This is a genomic window from Ramlibacter sp. WS9, from assembly GCF_003797765.1.
Taxonomy (GTDB): domain Bacteria; phylum Pseudomonadota; class Gammaproteobacteria; order Burkholderiales; family Burkholderiaceae_C; genus Ramlibacter.
The window spans coordinates 107,585-119,615 of the sequence record NZ_RKMB01000011.1 but is presented as its reverse complement, the minus strand read 5'-3'; the positions used below and the strand labels follow the sequence as shown (position 1 = coordinate 119,615).

The following is a 12,031-nucleotide window of genomic DNA, read 5'->3' as shown; positions in this document are numbered from 1 at the left end:
GGAGGGTGGCCTACATGCGGCAGCCGCGGCCTGGATCCGCCAGCGCCTTCGAGGCGATGCCGGTGGACTTGTTCTCCTTGGCGCCGACCTGTCGCAGGTAGATGTCCTGCACCGGGTTGTGGCTGGCGGAGATCGTGAACGGGCCACGTGGGCTGTCGATCTTCGCCTTCCGCAGGGCCGCCGCGAACTCCGTCTTCTTGCTGATGTCACCCTTGACCGCGGCAAGCCCGACGCTCAGCATCTGGGCCGCGTCGTAACCTTGTACTGCGTACACGTCCGGCTGCAACTTGTACGCCTTGGCATAGGCCAGCCGGAACGCCTGGTCTCGCGGCGTGTTGAGGCTGTCGGCATAGTGCAGCGTGGTGAACAGGCCGTCCGCGTCCGCGCCCTGGGCCTCCAGTGTTCCATCCGTCAGGAAGCCCGCGCCGTAGAGAGGGATTTTGATTTTGAGGCCCGCACCTGCGTAGTCCTTGACGAACTTCACGGCACCGCCTCCGGCGAAAAAGGTGTAGACCGCATCAGGCTTTGCCGCGGCGATTTCGGTGAGCAGAGCCTGAAACTCAACGTTGGGGAAAGGAAGCGCCAGTTCCTTCACGACCTTGCCGCCACTCTTCTCGAAGGCTTCCTTGAAACCGCGAACGCTCTCGTCACCGGCCGCGTACTTCCAGGTGATCGTGACCACGTTCTTGTGCCCGCGCTTGGCCATGACCTCGCCCATGGCGTAACCCGGTTGCCAGTTGCTGAAGCTCGAGCGGAAAATGTGCGGGGCGCACATTGCACCGGTCACGGCATCCGCGCCTGCGTTGGGCACGATCAGCATCGTTCCCGTATCTTTCGCGACCTTGGCCATGGCCATGGCCACGCCGCTGTGAACGGTGCCCACGAGCACATCGACTTTGTCGCGGCTCACGAGCTTGGTGGCGTTGTCGACCGCCTTCGAAGGATCACTCTCGTCATCCACCTTGAAGAACTCGATCTCGCGACCGGCGAGTTTGCCGCCTTGCTCCGCGATGTGCAGCCGGAAACCGTTCTCGATGGCCGTGCCAAGCGATGCAAACGTACCGGTGGCGGGCAGCATCAGGCCAACCTTGAGCTTGCCGGTTGTCTGTGCACCGGCGAGCGTGCCGCTGAGCGCCAGTGCGCAGGCGAGGGTGATGTGAGTGAACTTCATGGGGTCTCCTTGATATTTGGTTGTGATGCTGGCGTCATGCCGGATGCAGGGGATTGGCGGCGCGCTCACGCTCGCGCAGGCGGAATCGTTGAATCTTTCCCGTGGCTGTCTTGGGCAAATCCGCCACGAACTCGATGGAGCGCGGGTATTTGTACGGCGCCAGCCGGCTCTTCACGAACGCTTTGAGATCCTGCTCGCTGACCTGCGCGTCCTGTTTCAGCACCACGAACGCCTTGGTCTTGGTGAGTCCTTCCGCGTCTTCCATGCCGATGACGGCTGCCTCCAGCACCGCCGGGTGCTGGACCAGCGTGGCTTCGACCTCGAACGGGCTCACGTAGATGCCGCTGACCTTGAGCATGTCGTCGCTGCGGCCGGCGTAGGTGCAGGTGCCGTCCGCATTGCGGATGTACTTGTCGCCGCTCTTGGTCCAGGTGCCCTGGAAGGTTTCTCGCGTTTTCTGTCGATTGCCCCAATACATCATGGCGGCGCTGGGGCCCTGGATGTAGAGGTCGCCGGGCTCGCCATCGGGCACGGGCTTGCCATCCTCCCCGCGCAGTTCGATCTCGTACCCGGGCACAGGCCAGCCCGTCGTTCCGTAGCGAACCTCGCCCGGACGGTTCGACAGGTAGATGTGGAGCATCTCGGTCGAGCCGATGCCATCGACGATGTCGACGCCGAAGTGAGCGTTGAAGCGTTCGCCGAGTTCCGCGGGCAATGCCTCGCCGGCCGAGGAGACCAGGCGAAGCCCCACCTGGCTGCGTGCCGGCAGTTGCGGCGAGGCGAGCATGCCCGCGAAACCTGTGGGCGCGCCGTAGAACACCGTGGGCTTTTGCGCGCCCACACCCCCCGTGAGACGGCGGAATGTGGCTTCAGGTGTCGGGCGCTCCGCCATCAGGATGGTGGTGGCACCCACCGAAAGCGGAAAGGTCAGCGCGTTGCCGAGCCCATAGGCGAAGAAGAGCTTGGCGGCAGAGAAGCACACGTCGTCGCTCCGGAGCGCAAGCACGCCCTTGCCATAGAGCTCGCAAGTCCAGTAGGGGTTCGCATGCGAATGCACCGTACCCTTGGGCCGGCCCGTGGAACCCGATGAGTAGAGCCAGAACGCCGGGTCATCCGCGCTTGTGTCCGCCGGCGCATCCATGGCCGCGGACTCGCGCAGGAACGACTGCAGATCCACCTCCCCGGGCATGAGCGGTGCTTCGGGCCGCGCCACGATCACGCGTTTCACTTCATGCGGGCCGCCGGCCAGCGCCGAGTTGAGCACAGGCAGCAGCGCGCCGGAAACGACCACGGCCTGCGCGCGCGAATTGGCCAGCATGTACGCGTAGTCGCCCGCCGTGAGCAAGGTGTTGACCGCCACGGGCACGGCGCCGGCGTACATGGCGCCCAGGAACGCCACCGGCCAATCGACGCTGTCCTGCATGAGCAACAACACCCGTTCTTCCCGGCGCACTTCGAGTTCGCGCAGGCCCGAGGCGAAGCGACGAACGCGTGCGCGGAGCTCGACGTAGCTCAGTGTGGCGTGGTCATCGATGAATGCCGGCTTGTCGCTGATGCCGGAAGTTGCTGCCAGCAGGTGGTGCGCAAAGTTGAAGCGCTCCGGCGGCGCCTGGACGGAATGAGCCATGACGCTCCTCAGTGAATTTGCGACAGGACGGCCTGCGCACCCTGGACAGCCGCGCGCCGGTGATAGAAGTTCAAGGCGCGCAGGCCGCCAAGTTCCTCGCCGCCACCCGCTCTACCGGGTCCGCCGTGCAACGACTGCGGCATGACGTTGCCGTGGCCGGTGTGCGAAGCCGCGACCTCTGGCGAAACCGCATGCACCCGGCCGTGGCTTGCAGCCAGGTCGAGTGCGCAGCTGCCGAGCGCCGCGTTGTCGCTGCCGTACAGCGATGCGACCAGCGAACCCTGGCCGCGCTGCACGAGTTGCAGCGCGTGAGGCAGGTCGCGATACGGCATGAGGGTGGCAACCGGCCCGAACACTTCGGTGTCGTGGACCAGGGCATTGGCGTCCGGGTCGGTGGCGCCCAGCAGAGTCGGCCCCATGCAGCAGGCAACGGCCCTGTCCGCATCGACCAGCGCTTGGGTGTCGCCGTCGTAAAGCGTGCGCGCGTGCGCCTTCAGCCCGGACAGCCCGGCGCGGACGGCATCGAACTGGGCTCGGCTGACCAGCGATCCCATGCGCACGGAGTCGTTCCGCGGATTGCCCACCGTGTTTTTTTGCAGGCGCGCGGCGATGGCTTCCGCCGCGGCGTCGAAAAGCGATTCCGGCACGAACATGCGCCGGATCGCCGTGCACTTCTGCCCCGACTTCACGGTCATCTCGCGCGCCACTTCCTTGACGAACAAGTCGAAGGAGGCGCTGCCGGACGCCTCGCCGGGAAGCAGCACGGCGCTGTTGATGCTGTCGGCCTCGATGTTCACTCGCACCGATGCGCGGACGATGGCGGGATGCGACCGTATCACCGCCGCCGTGTCCGCGGACCCCGTGAACGAGACGACATCGAAGGGCTTCAACTGGTCCATCAACCCCGCCGAAGAACCGCAGATGACGGACAGGGCGCCAGGCGGAAACACGCCGGCCTCGAGCACGTCCTGCACCATGCGCTGGGTCAACCAGGCGGTCGCTGTGGCGGGCTTTACGATGACGGGCACGCCCGAGAGCAGAGCCGGTGCGGCCTTCTCCCAGAGACCCCACGCGGGGAAGTTGAACGCGTTGATGAAGAGCGCGACGCCGCGAGTGGGCACCTGCACGTGCTGCGACTGGAAGCTGGCGTCCTTCGACAGGCTCACGGCATCGCCATCGACGAGGTGCGTTCGCGCGCCTAGGGTCGCCGCGCTCCGCGCGTACGCGCCGAGCGTGAAGATCGCGCCGTCAACATCGACCGCCGTGTCGTTGCGCACCGTGCCGCTGTTGGCCGTCGAGATGGCGTAGTACTCGTCGCGCCGCGCCTGTAGCACCTTGCCTGCCGCTGCCAGCATCTCCCCGCGTTGGGCGTAGGTCAGGGCGCGCAGTGCCGGCCCTGCGTGGTCGCGGGCGAATGCAAATCCCGCGGCGAGGTCCAAGCCGGTTGCGTCCACACGGACGAGTTCGGTGCCAAGCACCGGGTCGACAAGGATCGTTCCCTGGCCCGTGCCGGCTTGAGCCCGGCCGCCGAGATGATTGAGGAGAAGTTCAGTCATGTGATGGAGGGGGTTCAGCCCGTGAAGCGAATGGCGCCTTGCGGCAGGAGGTAGAGCACCAGGGCACGCCCCTTGGAAACGGTGGGCCGATGCGCGCTGCCGGGCGGATAGACAACCCAGCCTGCGGGGTGACCATCGAAAAGGGCTCCGCCATCGATGGGCATCACCAGGTCAATCTCTCCCTCGGGATGCACGTGATGGGGCCCAGCGATGTCCTGCATGTCCACGACATCGACGGAGAAGTCGTTGAGTTCCGCATCGGGCTTGAAAATCCGCCCGTAACGGATTCCGCCGGCTTCACGGGCACACAGCCATCCATCGGCCACGCCGGCCCGGCAGCTCGCCTGCAGTTCGCGAAAAGTTTCCGACTCGCTGCCGTGCTGCGTGTTGAGCCAGTCTTGCAGCTGGGGCTCAAGCGGCCGGTTTGCGATCTGGGCCGTCAGGCGCGCCAGTTGGGCGCGAAACAGCTCGGGAGAAATTTTTTGATCGGAGTTGACAATTGTCATGGTCGAGAATGCCGAGCGAGGGCGCCTTGTTGCGTTTTTGGATCAGATGCACTATCGTGCCGGTGGCACTTTAAAACCTCAAACAACCTCATGTCAAGCAGTATATTGCCTGTATCCGGGTTTTCACCCGGATCCGAACTGCACGGGAGCGCCCCGCCGATGCCTGCGACTCCGGTCGAAGGGTCAAACGGGGAAAAGCATCCTTTTCTCGTCCAGCTGGGGGAGCGGATCCGACGCGTGCGCAACGGCCGGGGGATGACGCGCAAGGAGCTGGCGTCCGCGGCGGAAGTGTCCGAACGGCATCTGGGCAATCTGGAACTCGGTGTCGGCAACGCCTCCGTCCTGATCCTCCTGCAAGTCGCGCAGGCGCTCAAGACCAGCCCTTCCGAGTTGTTGGACGACCAGGCGGCGCACTCCCCCGAGTGGCAATTGATCCGCGAGTTGCTGGCCAACCAGGACGAAGCCACCTTGCGCAGGGCACGTGAAGTCATGCTGCCGATCGTCGACAGTGCAACCACTGCAAGCGGCCAGCGGCCCACGCGCGTCGCCCTGATCGGATTGCGCGGAGCCGGCAAATCCACCCTCGGGCGCATGTTGGCGGAAGACCTCGACTACCCCTTCATCGAGTTGAGCCGCGAGATCGAAAAATTCGCCGGCTGCACGATCAGCGAGATTCAGGCGCTGTACGGCCAGAACGCTTACCGGCGCTACGAGCGGCGCGCGCTCGAGGAAACGGTGCAGATCTATCCCGAGGCTGTGATCGCGACGCCTGGCGGCATCGTGGCCGAGCCGTCGAACTTCAACCTGCTGCTCTCCCAATGCACCACCGTGTGGATACGGGCCCATCCCGAAGACCACATGAATCGCGTGCAGGCCCAGGGTGACATGCGGCCGATGGCGGGCAACTCTGAAGCGATGGATGACCTCAAGGGCATCCTCGCCCAGCGCTCGCCGTTCTATGCAAAAGCGGAGCTGCACCTCGACAGCAGCATTCGACCGCTGGACGAAACCTTCCTGTCGCTGCGGGCCATGGTCCGAAAGGCACTCCAGCTTGAAGTAAAGGGTTAACCCCAGGCATAAAACTGCTTGCATGTTCTCTGCAACATGCACTATGATGCGTTAACCGCTTCGGCGCGAACGCACTTTAGTGCATTTCAACGGAGAGACAATGACCCAAACCCAGCAACTAGAGCAGCAACCGTCCGCCCATCCAGGCCCCGTCAACTACGAAACCCACCCCAGCCAGTACAGGCACTGGAAGCTGTCCTTCGACGGCCCCATCGCCCGGCTCGTGGCCGACTTCGACGAGAACGGCGGCCTTCGCCCCGGCTACAAGCTCAAGCTCAATAGCTATGACCTCGGCGTCGACATCGAGCTGAACGACGCCATCAATCGCATCCGCTTTGAGCACCCCGAAGTGCGCACGGTGATCTTGACCAGCGCCAAGGAGAAGGTGTTCTGCTCTGGCGCCAACATCTTCATGCTGGGACTTTCCAGCCATGCGTGGAAGGTGAACTTCTGCAAGTTCACCAACGAGACTCGCAATGGTCTCGAAGATTCTTCGGCGCACAGCGGCCTGAAGTTCCTTGCGGCCGTGAACGGCGCATGCGCGGGTGGCGGCTACGAGCTGGCGCTGGCTTGCGACGAGATCATCCTGGTGGACGACCGGAACAGCGCGGTGAGCTTGCCCGAAGTGCCGTTGCTCGGCGTGCTGCCCGGCACTGGAGGCCTCACGCGAGTGACCGACAAGCGCCACGTCCGCCATGACCTGGCCGACATCTTCTGCACCACAGCTGAAGGCGTGCGTGGCAAGAAAGCCGTGGAGTGGCGCCTGGTGGACGAAGTGGTTCGCACCGCCGAATTCGCCGCGCGCGTACAAGAGCGTGCGCTGGAACTGGCCGCCGGAAGCGACCGGCCCGCCGATGGAAAGCCCGTGCTGCTGACGCCGCTCGCGCGCAAAGCCGAGGCGGACGCGCTGCGCTATGACTACGTGACGGTGGAGATCGATCGCAACCGCCGTGTCGCGACCTTCATCGTCAAGGCTCCCGCATCGCCCGTCCCGTCCGACATCGCGGCGATCGAGGCCCAAGGCGTCGCCTGGTTCCCGCTGCAACTGGCGCGCGAGTTGGAAGATGCCATCTTGTCGATGCGCACCAACGAGCTGGACATCGGCACCTGGCTGATCAAGACCGAAGGCAGCGCCGCGAACGTGCGTTCGATGGATGCGGCCTTGCTCGCCAACCCGAACCACTGGCTCGTGCGCGAAACCGTGGGCTACCTGCGCCGCACGTTCAGCCGCCTCGATGTGTCGAGCCGCAGCCTGTTCGCGTTGATCGAGCCGGGTTCGTGCTTCGTGGGCAGCTACCTCGAGCTCTCGCTGGCCTGCGACCGCAGCTACCACCTCGCGCTGCCGTCCGATCCCACCGCCTCACCGATCATCGAAGTGGGCGGGACCAACTTCGGGCTCTTCCCGATGGTCACAGGCCAGAGCCGCCTGGGCCGCCGCTTCTACGACGAGGTGCCCGCGATGGAAGCTGTACGCGCCAAGGCGGGTCAGCCGCTCGATGCCGATGCTGCTTATGCGCTCGGCCTGGTGACGAGCAACCCCGACGACATCGATTGGCCCGATGAAACCCGGCTCGCAATCGAGGAGCGCGTGTCGATGAGCCCCGACGCCCTCACCGGTATGGAAGCCAACCTGCGCTTCAACGGCCCCGAAAACATGTTCACCCGCATCTTCGGCCGGCTCACCGCCTGGCAGAACTGGATCTTCCAGCGGCCCAATGCCGTCGGCGACAAGGGTGCCCTGAAGGTGTACGGCAAGGGCGACCGCGCCGCATTCGATTTCAACAGAGTCTGACCGAGGAAAACGACATGAGCACGATCAATTACAGCGAGAAGATTCCCAACAACGTCAACCTCGACGAGGACCGCACGCTCAAGCGCGCGCTGGAGCAGTGGCAGCCGAACTTCCTGAGCTGGTGGGACGACATGGGACCGAACGGTTCCCAGAACTTCGACGTCTACCTGCGCACGGCCGTGAGCGTGGACCCTGAGGGCTGGGCCCAGTTCGGCCACGTGAAGATGCCCGACTATCGGTGGGGCATCTTCCTGAACCCGGGCGACAAGGACCGCAAGATCCACTTCGGCGACCACAAGGGTGAGGGCGCCTGGCAGGACGTCCCCGGCGAATACCGGGCGAACCTGCGCCGCATCATCGTCACGCAGGGCGACACCGAGCCCGCCTCCGTCGAGCAGCAACGCCACCTCGGCCTGACCTGCCCGAGCCAGTACGACCTGCGCAACCTGTTCCAGGTGAACGTCGAGGAAGGGCGCCATTTGTGGGCCATGGTGTACCTGCTGCACAAGTACTTCGGCAAGGACGGCCGCGAAGAGGGCGAAGCGCTCCTGGACCGCCGCAGCGGCAACGTGGACAACCCGCGCATCCTGCAGGCGTTCAACGAGCAGACGCCCGACTGGCTCGCGTTCTTCATGTTCACCTACTTCACCGATCGCGACGGCAAGTTCCAGCTGTCGGCCCTTGCCGAGTCGGCTTTCGACCCGCTTGCACGCACCACGAAGTTCATGCTCACCGAGGAAGCGCATCACATGTTCGTGGGCGAATCCGGCGTGAGCCGCGTGATCCAGCGCACCTGCCAGGTGATGAACGAGCTCAAGACCGACGATCCGAAGAAGTTGCGCGAAGCCGGCGTCATCGACCTGCCCACGGTGCAGCGCTACCTGAACTTCCACTACAGCGTGACCATCGACCTGTTCGGCGCGGACGAGTCGAGCAATGCCGCGACCTTCTACAGCACCGGCCTGAAGGGGCGCTTCGACGAAGGCAAGCGCGCCGACGACCACCAGCTGCGCGGCCAATCGTACAAGGTGCTCAATGTCGTGGAGGGCAAGCTGATCGAGAAGGAAGTGCCGATGCTCAACGCGCTCAACGAAGTGCTGCGCGACGACTACATCAAGGACAGCATGTCCGGCGTGGGCCGCTGGAACAAGGTCATCGAAAAGGCGGGCATTCCGACGCGCCTGACCGTGCCGCACAAGGCCTTCCACCGCAACATCGGTGCGCTTTCCGGCGTCAAGGTTTCGCCCCAAGGCAATGTCTTGAGCGACGCCGAGTGGAAAGCCCGCGTGGATGACTGGCTGCCCACACCTTCGGACCGCGCCTTCGTGGCCGGCCTGATGGGCCGCGTCGTCGAGCCGGGCAAGTTCGCCAACTGGATCGCGCCGCCTGTCATCGGCGTCAACCGCCAGCCCGTCAACTTCGAGTACGTGCGTTTCGCTTGAGATCGACATGGGCACGTCAGACATCCATTTCATCAAGCAGCACCTGATCGATCCGGAGATCTGCATCCGGTGCAACACGTGCGAAGCGACGTGCCCCGTCGACGCGATCACGCACGACGACAACAACTACGTGGTGGACGCGGCCAAGTGCAACCTGTGCATGGCCTGCGTTCCGCCATGTCCCACCGGCAGCATCGACAACTGGCGGACGGTGCCCAAGGCAAACGCCTATTCGATCGAAGAGCAGCTCGGATGGGAGTCGCTGCCCGAGGCGCTGTCGGATAGCGAACTCGCCGAAGCCACAGGAGTGGCGGCTGACGCGGTGGCCGAGCTCGCCCAGGGCGTGGCCGTCGCCGGTGAGACCGATGAAGCCGCGGAGTTCCAAAGCGCCGATGCCGGATCCACACTCCCGCCTTGGTCCGCAGCGCATGCGTACACCAACCTCTATGGCCCGAAGTCGGCCACGCGTAGCTTGACGGCAACCGTGTCGGGCAATGTGCGCGTCACCGATGTCGGATCTTTGTACGACACGCACCACATCGTGCTGGATTTTGGAAGCACGCCGTTTCCGGTGCTGGAGGGGCAGAGCATTGGCATCGTTCCGCCGGGCGCCGACTCGAAGGGCCGTTCGCACCATGCGCGCCAGTACAGTGTCACCAGCGCGCGCAACGGCGAGCGGCCGGGCTACAACAACATTTCGCTCACAGTGAAGCGCGTGCTCGAGGACCACAGCGGCCACCCCGTGCTTGGCGTGGCCAGCAACTACCTGTGCGACTTGAAGGTTGGCGACAAAGTGGACGTGATCGGCCCGTTCGGTGCGAGCTTCCTCATGCCGAACCATCCGAAGAGTCACATCGTCATGATCTGCACCGGCACCGGTAGCGCGCCCATGCGAGCGATGACCGAGTGGCGGCGGCGCTTGCGCAAGTCCGGCAAGTTCGACAGCGGAAAGCTGATGCTGTTCTTTGGCGCGCGCACGCCGCAGGAGCTGCCCTACTTCGGGCCGTTGCAGTCGCTGCCCAAGGACTTCATCGACGTCAACCTGGCCTTCAGCCGCGTTTCCGGCCAGCCCAAGCGCTACGTCCAGGACCTCATGCGCGCGAGTGCCGCCGACCTCGTGCCACTGCTAGCGGACCCGAACGCGTATTTCTACGTGTGCGGGCTCAAGGCGATGGAGGAGGGCGTCGTGCTGACGCTGCGCGATATCGCGACGGAAGCCGGGCTGGACTGGGGCGCCATCGGTGCGGCACTCAAGCGGGATGGCCGGCTGCATCTGGAAACTTACTGATGGCTGCGATTCAGGTTTCGCTTCCGCAACCCGGCGTCACCGCGATGAGCGCGCAAGACGTACTCGTCGTCGGTGCCGGCGTGATGGGTATCGGCATCGCCCAGGTGGCCGCGCAGGCCGGCCATCGCGTGTTCGTATTCGACCAACGCGAAGGCGCTGCAGAGCAAGCCTGCAAGCAACTGGCCGAAGTCCTGACGCGGCTGGTGAACAAGGGCAAGATCACACCCGCTGAAGCGGATGCGACGCTGGGCAGGCTGGTGCCGGCCGCTTCGTTGCAAGACGCAGCAAGCGCGAACCTCGCCATTGAAGCCATCGTCGAAAAACTGGAGCCGAAACGCGCGCTGCTACGCGAACTCGAAGCTCTCTTGCCGGTCGACGCCTTGCTGGCGAGCAACACTTCTTCGATCAGCATCACGGCACTCGCGGCCGGGCTGCAGCATCCGGAACGCGTCGTCGGCATGCACTTCTTCAATCCAGTGCCCCTCATGGCATTGGTCGAGGTGGTCAGCGGTTTGCGCACCCCCGCCGAGGTCGCGCAGCGGATCGAGCGGCTCGCCAGGGCGTGGGGGAAGGTTGCGGTCCAGGCCCGCAGTACGCCCGGATTCATCGTGAATCGAATCGCGCGGCCGTACTATGCCGAAGCACTGATGCTGCTGCAGGAGCAAGCCGCGCGCCCCGAAGTGCTGGACGCGTTGCTGCGCGCCGCCGGCTTCCGGATGGGGCCGTGCGAGCTGATGGACCTGATCGGGCACGACACCAACTTCGCAGTGACGCAATCGGTGTTCGAAGCCAACTTCTTCGATCGGCGCTTCACACCGAGCCTCGTGCAGCGCGAGCTGGTGGAGGGTGGGTTGTTGGGGCGCAAGTCAGGACGCGGGTTCTACGCGTATCCGGAAGGCGCGCCGGTGGTTGCTGCGCCGAAGCAGCCCCCGCCCGACGGCGGCAAAGGCGTCACGATCCACGGCACCGGCGCCGTCGCGCAAACACTGCTGGTCGCCGCGCGCATGGCCCTGAACGGTCCGGAACCCGCGACGTCGCCGGAAAGCGATTGGATCGGCATCGCCATCGGCTCGCGGCAACTGCGGCTGACCGATGGCAGGCCCGCCTGGCAGGTGGCCCGTGACACCGGCGTGGCAGACATCGCTGTCTTCGATGAACTGCCGGGTCAACCCGGCGGAGCGCTGGCATACGCCCAGACGGGATCACCGGCCTGGCGCGCCGAGGCGCCTTCATGGCTGCAGGCGTTCGGATGGCATCCGCATGAAGTCGCGGACGCTCCGGGTCTTGTCGTCGCCCGAACGCTCGCGATGCTCGTGAACGAGGCGGCCGATGCCGTGCACCAGGGCGTCTGTTCGCCGTCAGGCGCGGACGCCGCCATGAAGCTCGGCGTGAACTACCCTGCCGGCCCCTTCGAGTGGCTCGAGCGGCTCGGGCCGCAGCGTATCGTCAGCGTGCTTGAAGCCCTGGACCAGTGCTACCGCGGTGAGCGCTATCGCGTGAGCCCTTTGCTGCAACGCGCTTGAGAAGAACTTTCGAGTTGAGTCTGGCCCAAGCGGATCGCGAAATCCGATCTAGGGACGC

9 protein-coding genes are annotated in these 12,031 nt (G+C 64.8%); 5 read left to right on the top strand and 4 right to left on the bottom strand.

The genetic code is table 11. The annotated features are described in order from the left end of the window. Positions 1 to 10: 10 nt before the first annotated feature. The 4 genes from EEB15_RS17625 to EEB15_RS17610 are packed head-to-tail and all read right to left on the bottom strand — an operon-like array spanning position 11 to position 4,833. Positions 11 to 1,171 carry an ABC transporter substrate-binding protein gene (locus EEB15_RS17625; protein WP_141511179.1) on the bottom strand — a complete coding sequence of 387 codons (1,161 nt, stop codon included), beginning with the start codon at positions 1,169 to 1,171 and terminating at the stop codon, positions 11 to 13. Between the two features lie 34 nt (positions 1,172 to 1,205). After that, complete coding sequence (locus tag EEB15_RS17620) at positions 1,206 to 2,798, bottom strand: benzoate-CoA ligase family protein (protein WP_141511178.1); 1,593 nt, start codon at positions 2,796 to 2,798, stop codon at positions 1,206 to 1,208. Positions 2,799 to 2,806: 8 nt separating this feature from the next. Then, positions 2,807 to 4,354, bottom strand: a complete 1,548-nt coding sequence (locus EEB15_RS17615) for a 3,4-dehydroadipyl-CoA semialdehyde dehydrogenase (RefSeq protein WP_141511177.1) — start codon at positions 4,352 to 4,354, stop codon at positions 2,807 to 2,809. 14 nt (positions 4,355 to 4,368) lie between these two features. Next, positions 4,369 to 4,833, bottom strand: a complete 465-nt coding sequence (locus EEB15_RS17610) for a DUF4863 family protein (RefSeq protein WP_141511261.1) — start codon at positions 4,831 to 4,833, stop codon at positions 4,369 to 4,371. Between the two features lie 117 nt (positions 4,834 to 4,950). Between EEB15_RS17610 and EEB15_RS17605 the strand changes: the two genes are divergently transcribed. From EEB15_RS17605 to EEB15_RS17585, 5 genes are all read left to right on the top strand, one after another. Beyond that, positions 4,951 to 5,928, top strand: coding sequence for a helix-turn-helix transcriptional regulator (locus EEB15_RS17605; RefSeq protein WP_141511176.1), 978 nt, complete (start codon positions 4,951 to 4,953; stop codon positions 5,926 to 5,928). Between the two features lie 100 nt (positions 5,929 to 6,028). Next, the gene (gene boxC / locus EEB15_RS17600) at positions 6,029 to 7,720 is read left to right on the top strand and encodes a 2,3-epoxybenzoyl-CoA dihydrolase (RefSeq protein ID WP_141511175.1); all 1,692 of its coding nucleotides are present in this window, start codon (positions 6,029 to 6,031) and stop codon (positions 7,718 to 7,720) included. 14 nt (positions 7,721 to 7,734) lie between these two features. Continuing rightward, positions 7,735 to 9,162 (top strand): benzoyl-CoA 2,3-epoxidase subunit BoxB, encoded by a 1,428-nt coding sequence (gene boxB / locus EEB15_RS17595; RefSeq protein WP_141511174.1) that lies wholly within the window; start codon positions 7,735 to 7,737, stop codon positions 9,160 to 9,162. Between the two features lie 7 nt (positions 9,163 to 9,169). Then, entirely contained in the window at positions 9,170 to 10,450 is a 1,281-nt protein-coding gene (boxA, locus tag EEB15_RS17590) for a benzoyl-CoA 2,3-epoxidase subunit BoxA (protein WP_141511173.1), read from the top strand. After that, positions 10,450 to 11,973, top strand: a complete 1,524-nt coding sequence (locus tag EEB15_RS17585; RefSeq protein ID WP_141511172.1) for a 3-hydroxyacyl-CoA dehydrogenase — start codon at positions 10,450 to 10,452, stop codon at positions 11,971 to 11,973. Before boxA ends, EEB15_RS17585 begins: the two co-directional genes overlap by 1 nt. The last annotated feature ends 58 nt before the right edge of the window (positions 11,974 to 12,031 follow it).

Bases quoted from the DNA above. Each gene is read 5' to 3' on its own strand.
- EEB15_RS17625 (WP_141511179.1), bottom strand. From the start codon at position 1,171: ATGAAGTTCACTCACATCACCCTCGCCTGCGCACTGGCGCTCAGCGGC.
- EEB15_RS17620 (WP_141511178.1), bottom strand. From the start codon at position 2,798: ATGGCTCATTCCGTCCAGGCGCCGCCGGAGCGCTTCAACTTTGCGCAC.
- EEB15_RS17615 (WP_141511177.1), bottom strand. From the start codon at position 4,354: ATGACTGAACTTCTCCTCAATCATCTCGGCGGCCGGGCTCAAGCCGGC.
- EEB15_RS17605 (WP_141511176.1), top strand. From the start codon at position 4,951: ATGTCAAGCAGTATATTGCCTGTATCCGGGTTTTCACCCGGATCCGAA.
- boxC (WP_141511175.1), top strand. From the start codon at position 6,029: ATGACCCAAACCCAGCAACTAGAGCAGCAACCGTCCGCCCATCCAGGC.
- boxB (WP_141511174.1), top strand. From the start codon at position 7,735: ATGAGCACGATCAATTACAGCGAGAAGATTCCCAACAACGTCAACCTC.
- boxA (WP_141511173.1), top strand. From the start codon at position 9,170: ATGGGCACGTCAGACATCCATTTCATCAAGCAGCACCTGATCGATCCG.
- EEB15_RS17585 (WP_141511172.1), top strand. From the start codon at position 10,450: ATGGCTGCGATTCAGGTTTCGCTTCCGCAACCCGGCGTCACCGCGATG.